The organism is Pseudomonas sp. FG43 (assembly GCF_057809175.1).
In genome coordinates this window covers 303255-320609 of sequence record NZ_JBMDJL010000001.1, presented here as the reverse complement: position 1 = coordinate 320609, position 17355 = coordinate 303255, and the positions used below count along the sequence as shown (strand labels likewise).

Annotated in this window: 17 protein-coding genes; 15 read left to right on the top strand and 2 right to left on the bottom strand. The window is 57.0% G+C overall.

Annotated features, from left to right (window positions below; all coding sequences use genetic code 11):
* Nucleotides 1–88 precede the first annotated feature (88 nt).
* Both proB and ACODS3_RS01450 read left to right on the top strand, forming a co-directional pair.
* Nucleotides 89–1207: a glutamate 5-kinase gene (gene proB, locus ACODS3_RS01455; protein ID WP_304575546.1), complete on the top strand. Its 1119-nt coding sequence runs from the start codon at nt 89–91 to the stop codon at nt 1205–1207.
* A 27-nt stretch (nt 1208–1234) separates the two neighbouring features.
* A complete protein-coding gene (locus ACODS3_RS01450; protein ID WP_201018723.1) occupies nt 1235–1705 on the top strand; it encodes a CreA family protein in 471 nt (156 codons plus the stop codon).
* Nucleotides 1706–1815: 110 nt separating this feature from the next.
* Here ACODS3_RS01450 and rpsT read toward each other — a convergent pair whose 3' ends face one another.
* On the bottom strand, nt 1816–2094 hold the full coding sequence (gene rpsT, locus ACODS3_RS01445; RefSeq protein WP_003215870.1) for a 30S ribosomal protein S20: 279 nt from the start codon (nt 2092–2094) through the stop codon (nt 1816–1818).
* 250 nt (nt 2095–2344) lie between these two features.
* Between rpsT and murJ the strand changes: the two genes are divergently transcribed.
* From murJ to ispH, 6 genes are all read left to right on the top strand, one after another.
* A complete protein-coding gene (gene murJ / locus ACODS3_RS01440) occupies nt 2345–3883 on the top strand; it encodes a murein biosynthesis integral membrane protein MurJ (RefSeq protein ID WP_201006346.1) in 1539 nt (512 codons plus the stop codon).
* A 132-nt stretch (nt 3884–4015) separates the two neighbouring features.
* Nucleotides 4016–4966 carry a bifunctional riboflavin kinase/FAD synthetase gene (ribF, locus tag ACODS3_RS01435; protein ID WP_201006344.1) on the top strand — a complete coding sequence of 317 codons (951 nt, stop codon included), beginning with the start codon at nt 4016–4018 and terminating at the stop codon, nt 4964–4966.
* A complete protein-coding gene (gene ileS, locus ACODS3_RS01430) occupies nt 4963–7794 on the top strand; it encodes an isoleucine--tRNA ligase (RefSeq protein ID WP_489032935.1) in 2832 nt (943 codons plus the stop codon). Before ribF ends, ileS begins: the two co-directional genes overlap by 4 nt.
* On the top strand, nt 7787–8305 hold the full coding sequence (gene lspA, locus ACODS3_RS01425) for a signal peptidase II (RefSeq protein ID WP_304575515.1): 519 nt from the start codon (nt 7787–7789) through the stop codon (nt 8303–8305). The genes ileS and lspA overlap by 8 nt, the downstream gene beginning before the upstream one ends.
* Nucleotides 8298–8765: an FKBP-type peptidyl-prolyl cis-trans isomerase gene (locus ACODS3_RS01420; RefSeq protein ID WP_201006338.1), complete on the top strand. Its 468-nt coding sequence runs from the start codon at nt 8298–8300 to the stop codon at nt 8763–8765. The genes lspA and ACODS3_RS01420 overlap by 8 nt, the downstream gene beginning before the upstream one ends.
* A gap of 58 nt (nt 8766–8823) precedes the next feature.
* Nucleotides 8824–9771 (top strand): 4-hydroxy-3-methylbut-2-enyl diphosphate reductase, encoded by a 948-nt coding sequence (gene ispH / locus ACODS3_RS01415; RefSeq protein WP_201018727.1) that lies wholly within the window; start codon nt 8824–8826, stop codon nt 9769–9771.
* Nucleotides 9772–9773: 2 nt separating this feature from the next.
* Here the strand turns inward: ispH and ACODS3_RS01410 are convergent, their stop codons facing one another.
* Nucleotides 9774–10274, bottom strand: a complete 501-nt coding sequence (locus ACODS3_RS01410; RefSeq protein WP_489032932.1) for a GspH/FimT family pseudopilin — start codon at nt 10272–10274, stop codon at nt 9774–9776.
* Nucleotides 10275–10406: 132 nt separating this feature from the next.
* On the opposite strand from ACODS3_RS01410, the gene ACODS3_RS01405 reads away from it, so the two are divergent.
* From ACODS3_RS01405 to thiO, 7 genes are read left to right on the top strand one after another with little or no spacing between them, the layout of a single operon-like run.
* Nucleotides 10407–10895, top strand: coding sequence for a GspH/FimT family pseudopilin (locus ACODS3_RS01405; protein WP_201018729.1), 489 nt, complete (start codon nt 10407–10409; stop codon nt 10893–10895).
* Nucleotides 10895–11410 (top strand): type IV pilus modification protein PilV, encoded by a 516-nt coding sequence (gene pilV, locus ACODS3_RS01400; RefSeq protein WP_201018730.1) that lies wholly within the window; start codon nt 10895–10897, stop codon nt 11408–11410. Before ACODS3_RS01405 ends, pilV begins: the two co-directional genes overlap by 1 nt.
* Nucleotides 11407–12111: a PilW family protein gene (locus tag ACODS3_RS01395; RefSeq protein ID WP_201018731.1), complete on the top strand. Its 705-nt coding sequence runs from the start codon at nt 11407–11409 to the stop codon at nt 12109–12111. Before pilV ends, ACODS3_RS01395 begins: the two co-directional genes overlap by 4 nt.
* Nucleotides 12080–12625 (top strand): pilus assembly PilX family protein, encoded by a 546-nt coding sequence (locus ACODS3_RS01390; RefSeq protein WP_374005046.1) that lies wholly within the window; start codon nt 12080–12082, stop codon nt 12623–12625. Before ACODS3_RS01395 ends, ACODS3_RS01390 begins: the two co-directional genes overlap by 32 nt.
* Nucleotides 12612–15779, top strand: coding sequence for a pilus assembly protein (locus tag ACODS3_RS01385; RefSeq protein WP_489032928.1), 3168 nt, complete (start codon nt 12612–12614; stop codon nt 15777–15779). The genes ACODS3_RS01390 and ACODS3_RS01385 overlap by 14 nt, the downstream gene beginning before the upstream one ends.
* 12 nt (nt 15780–15791) lie before the next feature.
* Nucleotides 15792–16193: a type IV pilin protein gene (locus tag ACODS3_RS01380; RefSeq protein WP_201006326.1), complete on the top strand. Its 402-nt coding sequence runs from the start codon at nt 15792–15794 to the stop codon at nt 16191–16193.
* 27 nt (nt 16194–16220) lie between these two features.
* Nucleotides 16221–17324, top strand: a complete 1104-nt coding sequence (gene thiO, locus ACODS3_RS01375) for a glycine oxidase ThiO (protein WP_304575517.1) — start codon at nt 16221–16223, stop codon at nt 17322–17324.
* Nucleotides 17325–17355: the final 31 nt, after the last annotated feature.

The following is a 17355-nucleotide window of genomic DNA, read 5'->3' as shown; positions in this document are numbered from 1 at the left end:
GTAAACTTGAACGCCGCTACTGACTGATAGCGGCGTTTTTGTATCTCGAATCCGTATTAAGAAACTCTCTGGCTAAGGTTGGAAGATGATGCGCAGCAAAGTGACGGGTGCCCAGCGCTGGGTCGTGAAGATCGGCAGTGCCCTGCTGACGGCGGATGGCAAGGGGCTGGATCGCTCGGCCATGGGTGTGTGGGTGGAGCAGATGGTGGCGCTGCATGAGGCGGGCGTCGAGCTGGTTCTGGTTTCTTCCGGGGCGGTCGCTGCCGGTATGAGTCGCCTGGGCTGGTCTGTGCGACCCAGTGCGATGCATGAGCTTCAGGCTGCTGCTGCCATCGGTCAGATGGGGTTGGTGCAGGCTTGGGAGTCGAGCTTTGCCGAGCATGATCGGCATACCGCGCAGATTCTTCTGACTCATGACGATCTGTCCGATCGCAAGCGTTATCTGAACGCTCGCAGCACTTTGCGTACGTTGGTTGAGCTGGGTGTTGTGCCGGTTATCAATGAAAACGACACGGTCGTGACCGACGAAATCCGTTTCGGTGACAACGATACGCTGGCGGCGCTGGTGGCCAACCTGGTCGAGGCTGATCTGCTGGTTATCCTGACGGATCGCGACGGCATGTTTGATGCCGATCCGCGCAACAATCCTGAGGCTCAGCTCATCTATGAGGCGCGTGCCGACGATCCGGCGCTGGATGCGGTGGCTGGTGGCACGGGCGGTGCTCTGGGTCGTGGCGGCATGCAGACCAAATTGCGTGCGGCGCGTCTGGCGGCTCGTTCCGGTGCTCATACGGTGATTGTGGGTGGTCGCATCGATCGGGTGCTGGCGCGCCTCAAGGCGGGTGAGCAGTTGGGTACATTGCTGTCGCCTGAGCGTGAAATGCTCGCGGCCCGCAAGCAGTGGCTGGCTGGTCATTTGCAGACTCGCGGCACGCTGGTGCTCGACGGTGGTGCGGTGGCGGCCCTGGTCAATGATCACAAGAGCTTGCTGCCTGTGGGTGTAAAGGTGGTTCAGGGCAGCTTCCGTCGTGGCGAAATGGTTGTATGTGTTGCGCCTGATGGTCGGGAAATTGCCCGTGGGCTGAGTAACTACAGTGCTGTCGAGGCGCAGAAGATCATTGGCCAGTCATCCGATGCCATTGTGCGTGAGCTTGGCTACATGGCTGAGCCCGAGCTGATTCATCGGGATAATCTGATTCTCGTTTGAGTCAGGCCCTCAAAAAAGGAAGGTTCGATGCGAGTCATGAAGGCTTTTTTGGCGGCGCTGCTGGTCATGCCTGCTTTGGCTGCGGCTGAAGAGATTGGCCAGGTCTCCACGGTGTTCAAGTTTGTCGGTCCCAATGACCGGATCGTGGTCGAGGCTTTTGATGATCCCAAGGTCGAGGGCGTGACTTGTTACCTGTCACGCGCCAAGACGGGTGGTGTGAAGGGTGGTCTGGGGTTGGCCGAGGATCGTGCTGAAGCCTCCATTGCCTGTCGTCAGGTCGGGCCGATTCGCTTCCAGCCGCCGCTCAAGGATGGTGAGGAGGTGTTCAAGGAGCGTACATCGCTGGTCTTCAAGACGATGCAGGTGGTGCGTTTCCTGGATGAAAAGCGCAATACGCTGGTTTATCTGGTCTACAGCGACCGGATTATCGAGGGTAGCCCGCAAAATGCGGTGACCGCGATTCCGATCCTGCCGTGGCCGCATGCGGCTACGCCGTGATTTGATGGTTTCGTAGGGGGGGGATTCATTGGCGAATTCTTCCCCTTGTTCGCGATATTGCAGGCAATAAAAAACCGACCCTTGGGTCGGTTTTTTAACAAGCAGATCGCTTAGGCGGCAGCAGCAAGGTTCAGAGCCTTGATGTGACCGTTCAGGCGGCCTTTATGGCGAGCAGCTTTGTTCTTGTGGATGATGCCTTTATCGGCCATGCGGTCGATAACAGGAACAGCCAGAACGTAAGCGGCTTGCGCTTTTTCTGCGTCTTTTGCGTCGATGGCTTTGACTACATTCTTGATGTAGGTACGAACCATGGAACGCAGGCTGGCGTTGTGGCTGCGACGCTTCTCAGCCTGTTTTGCACGTTTTTTGGCGGAAGGTGTGTTGGCCACCGTCGAGCTCCTCGAAAGACTTTTATGAAATAGCTAACAAAATAGGCCGCGAATCATGCCGATGAGTTTGCCACTTGTCAAGGGCAGTTGAGGTGTTCCGCTGAGTGGTCGCTATCTGAACCCGGATATTTATTTCCGGCGTACGACCTGTAAACTCGCGGACTTTCGCTCCGGGCTTTTTGCGGCGCGGAGTATCGCATAAATGAAGGCCCGAACGCCTATCCTTTAGCCAGGACTCGACACTCTTTCAATGAATCTACTCAAGTCGTTAGCAGCCGTCAGCTCTATCACCATGCTTTCCCGGGTGCTGGGCTTCATTCGCGATACCATCGTTGCCCGCACGTTCGGTGCCGGGATGGCAACGGATGCCTTCTTCATTGCCTTCAAGCTGCCTAATCTACTGCGCCGGATCTTTGCCGAAGGGGCCTTTTCCCAGGCCTTTGTGCCTATCCTTGCCGAATATAAAAGCCAGCAGGGCGAAGAGGCGACCCGTACCTTTGTGGCCTATGTCACGGGCCTGCTCACGCTGGCGCTGGCGCTTGTCACATTGCTGGGTGTCATCTTTGCGCCCTGGGTGATCTGGGCCACTGCGCCGGGCTTTGTCGATTCTCCGGAAAAATTCACCCTCACCGCAGATCTGCTGCGGGTGACTTTTCCTTATATATTGCTGATCTCCCTGTCATCCATGGCCGGTGCGATTCTCAATACCTGGAACCGTTTTTCTGTGCCGGCGTTCGTGCCGACGCTGCTTAACGTCAGCATGATTTTCTTTGCACTGTTCCTGACGCCTTATTTCGATCCGCCGGTCATGGCGCTGGGCTGGGCGGTACTGGCAGGTGGTTTGTTGCAGTTGCTGTATCAACTGCCGCACCTGAAAAAGATCGGCATGTTGGTCCTGCCGCGTCTCAATTTGCGGGACTCGGGTGTCTGGCGTGTGATGAAGCAGATGCTGCCTGCGATCCTTGGTGTTTCCGTCAGTCAGATATCTCTGATTATCAACACGATATTTGCCTCGTTCCTCGTCGCAGGTTCTGTGTCGTGGATGTACTATGCCGACCGCCTGATGGAGTTGCCGTCCGGTGTGCTGGGGGTTGCGCTGGGGACGATCCTGTTGCCGATCCTGTCGAAAACCTATGCCAACAAGGATCGTCAGGAATATTCGCGGATTCTCGACTGGGGTTTGCGTCTTTGCTTTGTGCTGGTCTTGCCCTGCACACTGGCGCTGGGCCTGCTGGCTGAGCCGTTGACCGTTTCTCTGTTTCAATACGGCAAGTTCGACGCGCTGGATGCGGCCATGACCCAGCGTGCGCTGGTGGCTTATTCGGTAGGATTGCTGGGGATCATCCTGATCAAGGTGCTGGCTCCCGGTTTTTATGCTCAGCAGAATATTCGTACACCAGTGAAAATCGCCGTTTTCACCCTCATTGTTACCCAGTTGCTCAATCTGGCGTTTATCGTGCCGTTGCAGCATGCGGGTCTGGCTCTGGCCATCAGTGTAGGGGCGTGCATCAACGCCGGGTTGCTGTTCTGGCAGTTACGCAAGCAGGAGCTGTTTCAGCCACAGCCTGGCTGGGCGAAGTTCCTGTTCAAGCTGATCCTGGCCGTTGCGGCCATGTCCGCAGTCCTGCTAGGGCTGATGCATGTAATGCCGGCCTGGAGCGAAGGGCATATGCTTGAGCGTTTCGTGCGCCTGGGCGCGCTGGTTGCGGCGGGTGTGGTGGTTTATTTCGGCATGTTGCTGTTGCTGGGTTTTCGTCTCAAGGATTTTGCCCGCAAGGCTGTCATGTAGACGTTGTTTGAAGTGGTGGCTGTCGGAATTTCGCATTGCGACCCGACAGCTGTTGTCTGGTCTTGGCGTGCTGCCTGTCGTCCGGGACCGTGTGTGGTTATAATCGGCCACTTTATGAGCAAGAAGTGCGTTATGCAGCTGGTTAGAGGTCTCCACAACCTGCACCCCTTGCATCGGGGCTGCGTCGCCACGATTGGCAACTTCGACGGTGTTCACCGCGGTCATCAGGCTATTCTGGTGCGTCTGCGTGAACGTGCCGTCGAGTTGGGCGTGCCCAGCTGCGTGGTCATTTTCGAGCCGCAGCCGCGGGAGTTTTTCGCCCCTGACACCGCTCCTGCGCGTCTGGCAAGGTTGCGTGACAAGCTTGAACTGCTGAGCGCCGAGGGGGTTGACCGGGTCTTGTGCCTGTCATTCAACCAGCGACTGAGCAAACTGAGCGCTGCCAGCTTCGTCGAGACCATTCTGGTCGACGGGCTGGGCGTGCAGCATCTTGAGGTAGGCGACGATTTCCGGTTCGGTTGCGACCGCATCGGCGACTTCGACTTCCTGCAACAAGCCGGTAATGCCCATGGTTTTACCGTAGAAGCGGCGCAGACCGTTGAAATAGATGGTGTCCGGGTCAGCAGCACAAAGGTGCGTAATGCGCTGGCTGTCGCGGATTTTGCCCTGGCCGAGCGTTTGCTCGGTCGCCCGTACCAGATTACCGGACGGGTTCTGCATGGCCAGAAGCTGGCACGCCAGTTGGGTACGCCCACGGCCAATGTGCAACTCAAGCGTCGTCGTGTGCCGTTGAGCGGGGTTTACCTGGTCAGTACGAACATCGATGGCAAAGCCTGGCCGGGAGTCGCCAATATCGGTGTGCGCCCGACCGTGGCAGGTGATGGCAGTGCCCACCTTGAGGTACATCTTCTGGATTTTGCCGGTGATATCTATGGCCGGCGTTTGACGGTGGCTTTCCACCACAAGCTGCGTGATGAGCAGCGTTTTGCCTCTCTGGAGGCGCTCAAGACGGCGATCAATGCGGACGTCGCCGCCGCCCGTGCCCATTGGCATGGTCAACCGCTAACCAAGAGCCTGAAATGACCGACTATAAAGCCACGCTAAACCTTCCGGACACCGCCTTCCCGATGAAGGCCGGCCTGCCCCAGCGCGAGCCGCAAACTCTGCAGCGCTGGGACAGCATTGGCCTGTACCAGAAGCTGCGCGAAATTGGCAAGGATCGTCCAAAGTTCGTCCTGCACGACGGCCCTCCTTACGCCAACGGCAATATTCACATCGGTCACGCCGTCAACAAGATTCTCAAGGACATGATTGTGCGCTCCAAGACCCTGTCGGGCTTCGATGCGCCTTATGTTCCGGGCTGGGATTGCCACGGTTTGCCGATTGAGCACAAGGTCGAGGTCACTCACGGCAAGAATCTGTCCGCCGACAAGACCCGTGAACTGTGCCGCGCTTATGCCGCCGAGCAGGTCGAAGGTCAGAAGGCCGAGTTCATCCGCCTGGGTGTGCTGGGTGACTGGGACAATCCGTACCTCACAATGAACTTCGCCAACGAAGCCGGCGAAATCCGTGCGCTGGCCGAAATGGTCAAGGGTGGTTTCGTGTTCAAGGGCCTCAAGCCCGTGAACTGGTGCTTCGATTGCGGCTCGGCCCTGGCTGAAGCGGAAGTCGAGTATCAGGACAAGAAGTCCTCGACCATCGACGTCGCATTCCCGGTTGCGGATGAAGCGAAACTGGCCGAGGCCTTCGGCCTGGCTTCGCTGGCTAAACCAGCCGCTATCGTGATCTGGACTACCACGCCGTGGACCATCCCGGCCAACCAGGCGCTGAACGTCCATCCAGAGTTCACCTACGCGCTGGTCGATGTGGGTGACAGGCTGCTGGTTCTGGCTGAAGAACTGGTCGAGTCCTGTCTGGCACGTTACAAGCTGGAAGGTTCGGTCATCGCGACCACTGTCGGCCAGAAGCTTGAGCTGATCAACTTCCGTCATCCGTTCTATGACCGTCTGTCGCCGCTCTACGTGGCTGGCTACGTCGAGCTGAGCGCGGGTACCGGCGTGGTTCACAGTGCTCCAGCCTATGGCATGGACGACTTCAATATCTGCAAGCAGTACGGGATGAGCAACGATGACATCCTGAGCCCGGTGCAGAGCAACGGCGTGTATGTCGAGTCTCTGGAGTTCTTTGGTGGCCAGTTCATCTTCAAGGCCAACCAGAACATCATCGACAAGCTGGCCGAAGTCGGCAATCTGCTGCACACCGAAACCATCACTCACAGCTACATGCACTGCTGGCGCCACAAATCGCCGCTGGTCTACCGCGCCACTGCGCAGTGGTTCGTCGGCATGGACAAGCAGCCTGTCGCGGGCGGCACCCTGCGTGAGCGCGCAGTCAAGGCTATCGAAGACACCACGTTCGTACCGGCCTGGGGGCAGGCGCGTCTTCACTCCATGATCGCCAACCGCCCTGACTGGTGTATCTCTCGTCAGCGCAACTGGGGTGTGCCGATCCCGTTCTTCCTGCACAAGGAAAGCGGTGAGCTGCATCCACGTACCGTCGAGTTGATGGAAGAAGTCGCTCAGCGTGTCGAGAAAGAGGGCATCGAAGCCTGGTTCAAGCTGGATGCTGCCGAGCTGCTGGGCGATGAAGCTCCGAAGTACGACAAGATCTCCGACACACTGGACGTCTGGTTCGATTCCGGCACCACCCACTGGCACGTCCTGCGTGGCTCGCACTCCATGGGCCACGAAACCGGCCCGCGTGCGGACCTGTATCTGGAAGGTTCCGACCAGCATCGTGGCTGGTTCCATTCCTCGCTGCTGACTGGCTGTGCCATCGACGATCACGCTCCGTACCGTGAGCTGTTGACCCACGGTTTCACCGTTGACGAAAACGGCCGCAAGATGTCCAAGTCGCTGGGCAATGTCATCGCGCCACAGAAGGTCAACGACACTCTGGGTGCCGACATCATGCGCCTGTGGGTTTCGGCCACTGACTATTCCGGTGAGATGGCGGTTTCCGATCAGATCCTGCAGCGCAGCGCAGACGCCTATCGGCGGATTCGCAACACTGCTCGCTTCCTGCTCTCGAACCTGTCCGGTTTCAATCCGGCCACCGACCTGCTGCCGGCCGAAGACATGCTGGCGCTGGATCGCTGGGCTGTGGATCGCACCTTGCTGCTGCAACGCGAGCTGCAAGAGCATTACGGCGAGTATCGCTTCTGGAACGTCTACTCGAAGATCCACAACTTCTGCGTGCAGGAGCTGGGTGGCTTCTATCTGGACATCATCAAGGACCGTCAGTACACCACGGCTCCTGACAGCAAGGCACGTCGTTCCTGCCAGACTGCGCTGTTCCACATCTCCGAGGCGCTGGTGCGCTGGATCGCTCCGATCCTGGCGTTCACGGCCGACGAGCTGTGGCAGTTCTTGCCGGGCGAGCGCAACGAGTCCGTGATGCTCAACACCTGGTACGAAGGCCTGAGCGAAATGCCTGAGGGCTTCGAGCTGGACCGCGCCTACTGGGAGCGGATCATGGCGGTGAAGACTTCGGTCAACAAGGAAATGGAAAACCTGCGCGCTGCCAAAGCCATCGGCGGCAACCTGCAGGCTGAAGTGACCCTGTATGCGGAGGATTCGCTGGTTGCCGATCTGTCGAAGCTCGGCAACGAGCTGCGTTTCGTGCTGATTACCTCCACAGCCAGTGTTGCGCCTCTGCTGTCGGCACCTGCCGATGCCGTGGTGACCGAGGTTGCAGGCCTGAAGCTGAAAGTGGTCAAGTCCGGTCATGCGAAGTGCGCTCGTTGCTGGCATCACCGTGAAGACGTTGGCGTGAACCCTGAGCATCCGGAAATCTGCGGTCGTTGCGTGGACAACATCAGCGGCGCTGGCGAGGTTCGTCACTATGCCTAATCCAGGCGCTACGGGCCGTTTCGGTCGTTTGGGCTGGTTGTGGTTGAGCCTGCTGGTCCTGATCGTAGATCAGGCCAGCAAGTATTACTTCGAGAACCGGCTGGAGATGTACGACCAGATCGTTATCATCCCCGATTACTTCAGTTGGACCCTGGCCTATAACACCGGGGCTGCCTTCAGTTTTCTGGCCGATGGCGCCGGTTGGCAGCGCTGGTTGTTTGCCCTGATTGCGATTGTTGTCAGTGCCGTGCTGGTCGTGTGGCTCAAGCGGCTTGGCCGTGATGACACTTGGCTGGCAATTGCCCTGGCATTGGTCCTGGGGGGCGCTATCGGCAATCTCTATGACCGTGTCGTGCTTGGCCATGTCATCGACTTCATTCTGGTTCACTGGCAAAACCGTTGGTACTTCCCGGCTTTCAACGTAGCCGACAGCGCAATCAGCGTCGGCGCCGTCATGCTTGCTGTGGATATGTTCAAGAGCAAGAAAGAAGGAGAGCCCGCTAATGGCTGAACAGTCATCGGCTCAAGGCGAGCTGCGCATCGGTCAGAATACGCAAGTCACCTTGCACTTTGCCTTGCATCTGGAAAACGGCGACACCGTCGACAGCACCTTCGACAAGGCTCCGGCTACGTTCAAGGTGGGTGATGGCAATTTGTTGCCTGGTTTTGAGGCCGCCATCTTCGGCTTCAAGGCTGGCGATAGAAAGACCGTCCAGGTGCCGCCAGAGAATGCCTTTGGTCAGCCCAACCCGCAAAATGTGCAGATCATCCCGCGTTCGCAGTTCCAGGACATGGAGCTGTCCGAAGGATTGCTGGTGATCTTCAACGATGCGGCCAATACTGAACTGCCGGGCGTGGTGAAGAAGTTCGATGATGAGCAGGTCACCATCGATTTCAACCATCCTCTGGCTGGCAAGACACTAAACTTTGAAGTGCAAATCTTCGAGGTCAAGGCGATTCTGGCTTCCTGAGCCAGATACCAAGCCCGGTTTCGGCCGGGCTGCTCCGCACGTAAATACGAGGCACAGCATGCAAATCAAACTCGCCAACCCCCGCGGCTTCTGCGCTGGTGTGGACCGCGCGATCGAAATCGTCAATCGCGCCCTGGAAGTGTTTGGACCGCCGATTTATGTGCGTCATGAAGTCGTTCATAACAAATTCGTCGTCGAAGACCTGCGCGCTCGTGGTGCGATCTTTGTCGAAGAGCTGGAACAGGTGCCCGATGACGTCATCGTCATCTTCAGTGCCCACGGTGTTTCCCAGGCCGTGCGCGCCGAGGCGGCAGGTCGCGGCTTGAAGGTATTCGATGCAACCTGTCCGCTGGTGACCAAGGTGCATATCGAAGTGGCCCGTTACAGTCGTGATGGCCGTGAGTGCATTCTGATCGGTCATGAAGGCCATCCTGAAGTCGAAGGCACCATGGGGCAGTACGACGCCAGCAATGGCGGTGCGATTTACCTGGTGGAAGACGAAGAGGATGTCGCCAACTTGCAGGTGCGCAACCCGGATGCATTGGCCTTTGTGACACAGACAACCTTGTCCATGGACGATACCAGTCGGGTGATTGACGCCCTGCGCTCGCGTTTCCCTGCCATTGGCGGGCCGCGCAAGGACGATATCTGCTACGCCACGCAAAACCGTCAGGATGCGGTCAAGCAACTGGCCGATGAATGCGATGTGGTTCTGGTGGTGGGTAGCCCGAACAGCTCCAACTCCAACCGCTTGCGCGAACTGGCCGAACGCATGTCGACACCGGCCTATCTGATTGACGGTGCCGAAGATATGCAGCGCAGCTGGTTCGACGGTATCGAACGCATCGGTATCACTGCGGGTGCTTCTGCGCCGGAAGTGCTGGTGCGCGGCGTGATCCAGCAATTGCAGGCCTGGGGCGCGACCGGTGCCGATGAACTGGCGGGCCGCGAAGAGAACATCACGTTCTCCGTTCCCAAGGAACTGCGGGTCAAGTCTCTGCCTTGAGGTCAGGCACACAGATCTGTCGGTATCTTTTCATCCTCGACCCTGACTCTGCCGGTAATGGCCACTATCACGCGATAGTGGCTGACGGGCTGATCACGGACGCAGACGTGAAAGGTGCCGTTGGCAGCCTTCTTGAGACCTCCTAGCCCTGTGAAGCTGATGTACTGCGCAATCTTGCTGTTGCCGATAATGCGCGTTTTTCCATCGATTGCCCGTTCGACCAGCACGGTATCTTCATCATCCGGTCCGTTGCCTTTGGTGTCGGTGATGATTCGCCAACCGTTGCTCCAGTTGCCTTCAATGGCATGCAGGGTCACCACCTGATTGCGGGTGATGGCCGCAACCCGTGCGGAGCGTATGCCGCTGGCGAGTTCCAGTGCTGTAACCTGTCTTCGATTGGCATCGATCAGGTCTGTAAAGGTCGGGCTGGCGACATTGGCAAGAATGGCCACGAGGGCAACCACGATCAGTAGCTCGATTAATGTGAATCCTGCATGCTTCATTGTTTTTCCTCCCTGGAAAACCTTGTTCCAAACGCCATCCGGGCATTCGTCATCGCAAAACAACCGTATATCCTGCTAGAGATTTTCAGGCATCGCTGCTGCCTTATAGTCGTAACGTCTAGGAGACACCCAATGCGTTATATGTCCAAGGGCTTCAGCCTCATTGAATTGTTAGTCACTGTGTCTGTGGTGGCGATCGTGGCTGCTATCGCTGTTCCGAGCTTTACCAGCTCCATCCAGAACAACAAGGTCGATACCGAGGTCAACGATTTGCAGCGGGCGCTCAACTATGCGCGTCTTGAGGCGATAAACCGGGGTGTGACGATACGTATTGCGCCAACCAGCGGGGCTGACTGGAAGACCGAGTTGCAGGTCTATCTGGCTTCCGATACTTCCGCGACACCGACTGCATTGCGCAAGGTTGCGGCCATGAGCAGTGGAGCAACCCTGACGGCTGTAAACGTCACGACTGGCGCTAGTGTTACGGCGCTCGAGTTCAATAACCTGGGTGCGCTGTATGCTCCAACCTCGGCGGTGACGATGACCTACACGCGGGGCTCGCTTACCAGGAACATTAATATTTGTTTGACGGGCCGGATCATTCTGGGCGGAACTTGCTGATGCGTTATGAAACCCGACATCGCCAGACAGGCATGACATTGATCGAAGTACTGGTGTCGGTCCTGATACTCGCCATTGGCCTGCTGGGTGCCGCTGCGATTCAGCTCAATGCTCTCAAGTACACCGACAGCTCGACCATGACCAGCCAGGCGAGCTTCATTGCCTACGACATGATGGACCGCATTCGGGCGAATGTGGATGGCAATGCGGTCTCCAACGGCACCACCAACGTGCTGTCGACCTATGCTCTGGCGAATCTGGCTGCGGCCCCGACGGCCAATGCGAACAGGGCCAGGGATCAGGACCTTTACGATTTCAAGACCAATATCACCAATTTTGCGGGCTCCACGGCCACCGCCAGCATCGATGTCAGCGGCGCGCCGGCAGTCACCATCACCATCACCTGGGACGATACGCGGGCTGCAAGTTCCAGCACCGTTGCATCCGGCGGAACTGCCTCGGGTAACACCATGCAGACCTTTACCCTGACCTCACGTATCGGGGTGAACCCATGAAGAAGTCATCCCGAGGCTTTGGCCTGATCGAGATCATGGTGGCGCTGGTGCTGGGGCTGGTGGTCAGCATGGGCATCATTCAGATATTCACCGCTTCCAGAGGCACGTTCCTGACCCAGAATGCTTCGGCCCGCATGCAGGAAGATGCGCGCTTCGTGCTGAGCAAGCTGGTGCAGGAAATCCGTATGACCGGGATGTATGGCTGCCTGGGGTTCAGCAACTATGTGCCTGTGTCTCCGGCCATTGCATGGCCTGCTGCACTCGATAACCCCATTCTGTGGGATAACGCCAACAACACCTTGACTCTGGTGACTTCCGATATCGGTACAACCGGCAGTTCACCTACCTGGACAATCATTTCCGACTGCCAGACCTTTTCCCAGCTTTACGCTGGTGCAAGAACGCCTTTGGCAGGGCAAACGGCGTTCCCGATGCGCCAGCTGGTCTACACACTCACTGGCCAGAACCTGACCATCAAATACGGCACAGCCGGGGCTGCCCAGCCGCTGTTGCAAAACGTCAGTGCCTTCTCGGTTTCATTTGGCATGGCGGGTAACCCCATGACCTACACCTCGACGATTTCGGCTGCCAGTGCGCCCGACATACGCAGCGTTCGTATCAGCCTGACCCTGCAAGACCCGGACGGGCGTGTCAAAAACCAGCAGTACAATGTGGTTGCCTACCTGCGCAATCGCTTTTAAAGGGCCGTATGCAATGAAGACAAAGCGGTTTTGCATCATGCCGACATTCCCGGCCCGACAATCCGGGATGGTGTTGCTGGTCAGTCTGGTATTCCTGTTGCTGCTGACATTGCTGGGGATTTCCTCCATGCAGAACGCCACCTTGCAGGAGAAGATGTCGGGCAGCGTCGCGGTGCGCAATCAGTCTTTTCAGAAAGCCGAAGCGGTATTGCGACTGGGTGAGTCGTCGATCCAGATGGTGGGTTTCACTTCGACCAGATGCAACAGTACTGCGACATGCGCTCCGCCTGCTGAATCCACCACACTCACGGCGGCGGGCACGAATGGTTCGTCAGGGGTGAACTGGCTCGCCGCGGCTGGCGGTTTTTATGGAGTCCAGAACCTGGGAACCACGACCAACCCCATAAAACGTCCGCCGACCTGTACAGGCACCGTTACGCTTTACCGTGTCACGGCAGTCGCCATTCAAGGCACATCGAGAACGGTGCTGGAGAGTATTTATGCCAATTGCTAAGACACTTCGACGTGGATTGAAGTATGTATATGGTGCTTTGGCTGCGCTTTATCTGTCGGCTCCGGTTTATGCGTTTACGCCCTCACAAGTGCCATTGTTGAGTGCCTCTGCTGTCACGCCCAACGTCATGCTGCAGGTGGATAACTCAGGCAGTATGGATACGATAATTTTTGCCTCGGGGTTCAATGCGTCGGCGTCGTGGCCTGTTATTTATGAATCTCAATCCAATTGTTTTTTCTTTATTTGTGGTTCTTATTCAAGGGGGGCACAAATCAATACGGGGGATTCTGATTATGTAACCTTAGGTAGCCTGAGTAATGATGGATGTAACAGTGGTTATGGCTTTTACAGGAACGCCTCATCGGTGACCTGTATCTCATTACCTGACCCTGCAAGATCGGGTAATACACGTTATCCAGGTGCTTATCTGTCTTATCTGGTTTCCGAAGTCAATGCTGGCCGCAGTGTAGCGAATATACCGACTGAAAGCCGTCTGACGTCTGCCATTTCTGTTGCATTGGGGTTGGTCGATGCCAACCGGTCATTGCGCATCGGTCTGGCGACTTACAATCCGCCCAACAATAACGACAGAGGACCGGGCGGGAATATCAAGCAGGTGATAGCTGACCTGTCGCCTGTTCCGGCCACTACTTATCAGCCGGGTGTGACTCAGGCGACGGCCGATACAAACTACAGGAATCTACGTGCCGCGATTTCGGCGTTGACTGCTGAGGCCAACACGCCTCTTGCAGAAACTTATTATCAGGTGACTCGCTACTTTCGGGGGCTTACTCCTTTTCCGTCATACACCAATTCCCCGACAACCTTTACAAGTCCGATCCAGTATCGTTGTCAGAAGAACTACGGTGTTGTATTGACGGATGGTTTGCCCACTTACGACAAGTTGTCTGGCACCAGTGATGTCGATGATCCCAACCGTTACTTGCCTAACTGGGATCGCGTCAACAACGACGGTCCGAATACCAATGAGGCTAATGAAGGGGATACACTATATCTGGACGATATCGCCAAGTTCGCTTATGACATTGATATGCGCAAGGACTCCACTTCACCCAATGGAGATCTGACGGGTAGAAGTTGGGATAATGCTGGTTTCACAGTCCAAAATATGAGCACTTACACCATCGGTTTCACGCTTGATAACCAGATGCTCATCGATGCTGCCAAAGATACTTATGGTCATGGCAAATACTTCCAGGCCAATGACAGTGCCGGCTTGAATACCGCATTGAACCTTGCCCTGACCGACATCTACGCCAAGGCAGGCTCCGGCGGTGGCGGGGTATCAAGTTCATCCACTCTCCAGGCCGGCACACAGTTCTACCAGACACTTTATGACCCGACCGACTGGCACGGTACCGTCAGGGCCTTCAATCTCAATGCCACGACCGGAGCCTTGAGTGCTCCGGTCTGGACGACGGACAGTACGATTGTGAGTGGCTCTACTGCACCTGTTTTCGAGTCCTGGAGCACAGGGACTACTCCCTCGCGAATCACGTTGGATTTCCTCAATTTCAGTCCGGCACAGCAGCTTGCATTCACCACCACATTGCCTACAGGTGTGACGGGGCCGGAGGTTATTGCCTGGGCCAAGGGCACTGCGAACGCCAAGTTGCGCACGCGCACCAGGCTGCTCGGCGACATCATCAACTCTACGTTGGGAGCGGGTCTGCCCACCGAAAAGACAGCTGCCGATCTGGTTGGCGATACCAGTTACACCACCTATCTGGCCAACAAGGCCACCAATATGAGCTACAGCCTTCTGGCCAATGCCAACGATGGCTTCTTCAATGTCATCAATGCCAGTAACGGAGTGCGGCGATACGCCTATATGCCTTCCACGTCGCTGTCGTCCCTTGCAACCATTTCGGCAACCAACTACGGCTCCGGGGTTCACAGGTTCACGGTTGATGGCCAGATTGCAGTTTTCGATACTCAATTATCGGCGGGCTCGGCATGGCGTACAGTCGCTTTCTCCGGTCTTGGGGCGGGCGGCAAGGCATTCTTCGCAATCAAACTCTTTGAAGGCACAAACAATACCCCCGAGGCGCTTTGGGAGGTCAAGGCTCCTGATACCTCCGATACCAATAACAGATTCAATAACCTTGGCTACTCCTACTCCAAGCCAGACGTAGCGCGGATGGCTGATGGAACCGGGATCGTAGTCGTGGGCAATGGCTACGGCAGTTTTACCGGAAGGGCTTCGCTGTATGTACTGAATGCCAATACCGGCGCATTCATTACGGAAATCCAGACGCCGCTTGTCGTCAGTGGTGAGACAGACAACGGCCTGTCCTCGGTCAAGCTGCGGGTCAACTCGCAGAACGTCGTTCAGGCCGCTTATGCCGGGGATCTCAAGGGCCGCATGTGGAAGTTCGACATGAGTGGTGCGGCGGCTTCCAGCTGGCGGGTCGCCTTCAATGGTTCACCACTGTTCACTGCGCCAAGGGGGGCCAACCAGCCGATTACCGTTCAGCCGCTGCTGCTGGATCATCCACTCAACGGCAAACTGGTGTATTTCGGTACTGGTAAATTCAGTGAGGCCACTGACAAGCAGACCAGTGCCTTGCAGGACTTCTATGCCATCTGGGATGCCGAGTCGGGCAATATCGTTGAAGGCAACCTGCAAGCCCAGGCGATCACGGGCTCGGTGACCGGCAATGGCTACACTTACTTCACGTCCACCAGCAACGATGTGGACTGGGTTGTCAAAAAAGGCTGGTATCTGCCACTGGCAACGGCTGCGCCTTATCTGGGCGAGCGGATCATCTATCCTGCACAGACTTCCCGTGGCCGTATCATTTTCACCACAGCGTCGGTGAACTCCACCGATCCTTGTGAAAGTACGGGGACCGGGCGTCTTTTCGAGCTGGATCCCGCTACGGGCGGCATGCTCAATTACCAGGTGCTCGATACCAACGGCGACAACGATATAACCAGTGGCGACACGATTGTGGCCGGGCTTGGCATCGGTACGGGGATTCCGGTGGTTGCTTCCATCGTTGCTGGCACCAATGGCAACAACGATAACAAATACCTGATCGACTCCAGCGGCGGAACACCGATCAAGCTGCTTGAGAAAGGCGGGAGTGCCAACGTCTTCCAACGCATCATGTGGCGACAAATTCAGTAGGGAAGGTGATTCATGCGAGCAGTATCCAAAGGCTTTACCTTGATCGAACTCATGATCGTCGTTGCGATTGTCGGTATTCTGGCGGCTGTTGCTTACCCCAGTTATGTCGAATACACGAAGCGCAGCCAGCGCTCGGCCATTGCCAGCCTGCTTTCGGAGCAGACTCAGGCGCTTGAGCGTTTCTTTTCAAGAAATGGCACCTACGTCGGAGCAACAGGATTGAGTACCGGCAATAGTTATTACGGTATTGGCTCGGTCCTCAATGCCGCAGACTTCACCTTGACCGCCAGCCCTGTCGCTGGCTCGCTCATGAACGGCGACAAGTGCGGCAGCTTTGTCATCAAGAACACCGGGGCAATCAGCAATACAGGCGCCACCAGCGGCGTGACAACCAAGGACTGCTGGGGGCGTTAACTCCTTTTTCTTTGCCTAGAGACCAAAATGCACAAGCAACATGTAGTGATCGTCGGTGGTGGTGTTATCGGGTTGTTGACTGCCTTCAACCTTGCCGCCGAGGTGGCCAGTGTCGTGTTGCTTGATCGCTCCGGTGTCGGTCAGGAATCTTCATGGGCGGGCGGCGGGATTGTGTCGCCACTCTATCCATGGCGCTACAGCCCGGCAGTTACGGCCCTCTCGCATTGGTCCCAGAACTTTTACCCGCATCTGGCCGAGCGCCTTTTTGCCCAGACAGGCGTTGACCCTGAAGTTCACAAGACCGGTTTGTACTGGCTGGATCTGGACGATGAACAGCAAGCACTGGAGTGGGCGGCCCGCGAGCAGCGACCATTGAGCAGTGTCGATGTGTCGGCCGTTCACGATGCTGTGCCGGCGCTGGGGCAAGGCTACTCACGTGCGATTTATATGGCTGATGTGGCCAATGTGCGTAATCCGCGATTGGTGAAGTCCCTCAAGGCGGCGTTACTGGCGCTGCCCAATGTCGAGATTCGTGAGCAATGCGAGGTCAAGGGATTCGTTCGCGAGGGCAACGCCATTCGGGGTGTCTGCACGGAAACGGGCGATATTCCGGCTGATCGGGTCGTGTTGGCAGCGGGGGCCTGGAGCGGCGAATTGCTCAAGACCCTGGGCCTGGAATTGCCTGTCGAGCCGGTCAAAGGCCAGATGATTCTCTACAAGTGTGCGTCCGACTTTCTGTCCAGCATGGTGCTGGCCAAGGGGCGTTACGCGATCCCGCGTCGTGACGGTCATATCTTGATCGGCAGTACGCTGGAGCATGAAGGCTTCGACAAGACGCCGACCACTTCGGCGCTGGAAAGCCTCAAGGCTTCGGCCATCGAATTGATTCCCGAACTGGCAAACGCCGAACCTGTCGCCCAATGGGCAGGGTTGCGCCCCGGCTCGCCCGAAGGCATTCCCTTTATCGGCCCGCTGGACGGCTTCGATGGGCTTTGGCTGAATTGCGGGCATTACCGTAATGGTCTGGTGCTGGCACCTGCGTCCTGCCAGTTGCTGACTGATCTGCTGGTGGGGCGTGAGCCGATCATCGATCCGGCTCCGTATGCGTCGGCGGGGCGTTTTCGTGAATGAGCGGAGCGCCGCCCGATTCGCTCCCGCACTT

What these genes read in the sequence shown, in the direction of transcription:
- ACODS3_RS01390 (WP_374005046.1), top strand. Translation starts at nt 12,080, where the DNA reads ATGTGGTTGCCTACCTGCGCAATCGCTTTTAAAGGGCCGTATGCAATG.
- murJ (WP_201006346.1), top strand. Translation starts at nt 2,345, where the DNA reads ATGAATCTACTCAAGTCGTTAGCAGCCGTCAGCTCTATCACCATGCTT.
- lspA (WP_304575515.1), top strand. Translation starts at nt 7,787, where the DNA reads ATGCCTAATCCAGGCGCTACGGGCCGTTTCGGTCGTTTGGGCTGGTTG.
- ACODS3_RS01380 (WP_201006326.1), top strand. Translation starts at nt 15,792, where the DNA reads ATGCGAGCAGTATCCAAAGGCTTTACCTTGATCGAACTCATGATCGTC.
- ACODS3_RS01420 (WP_201006338.1), top strand. Translation starts at nt 8,298, where the DNA reads ATGGCTGAACAGTCATCGGCTCAAGGCGAGCTGCGCATCGGTCAGAAT.
- ileS (WP_489032935.1), top strand. Translation starts at nt 4,963, where the DNA reads ATGACCGACTATAAAGCCACGCTAAACCTTCCGGACACCGCCTTCCCG.
- thiO (WP_304575517.1), top strand. Translation starts at nt 16,221, where the DNA reads ATGCACAAGCAACATGTAGTGATCGTCGGTGGTGGTGTTATCGGGTTG.
- ispH (WP_201018727.1), top strand. Translation starts at nt 8,824, where the DNA reads ATGCAAATCAAACTCGCCAACCCCCGCGGCTTCTGCGCTGGTGTGGAC.
- ACODS3_RS01410 (WP_489032932.1), bottom strand. Translation starts at nt 10,274, where the DNA reads ATGAAGCATGCAGGATTCACATTAATCGAGCTACTGATCGTGGTTGCC.
- pilV (WP_201018730.1), top strand. Translation starts at nt 10,895, where the DNA reads ATGCGTTATGAAACCCGACATCGCCAGACAGGCATGACATTGATCGAA.
- ribF (WP_201006344.1), top strand. Translation starts at nt 4,016, where the DNA reads ATGCAGCTGGTTAGAGGTCTCCACAACCTGCACCCCTTGCATCGGGGC.
- ACODS3_RS01405 (WP_201018729.1), top strand. Translation starts at nt 10,407, where the DNA reads ATGCGTTATATGTCCAAGGGCTTCAGCCTCATTGAATTGTTAGTCACT.
- ACODS3_RS01385 (WP_489032928.1), top strand. Translation starts at nt 12,612, where the DNA reads ATGCCAATTGCTAAGACACTTCGACGTGGATTGAAGTATGTATATGGT.
- proB (WP_304575546.1), top strand. Translation starts at nt 89, where the DNA reads ATGCGCAGCAAAGTGACGGGTGCCCAGCGCTGGGTCGTGAAGATCGGC.
- ACODS3_RS01395 (WP_201018731.1), top strand. Translation starts at nt 11,407, where the DNA reads ATGAAGAAGTCATCCCGAGGCTTTGGCCTGATCGAGATCATGGTGGCG.
- ACODS3_RS01450 (WP_201018723.1), top strand. Translation starts at nt 1,235, where the DNA reads ATGCGAGTCATGAAGGCTTTTTTGGCGGCGCTGCTGGTCATGCCTGCT.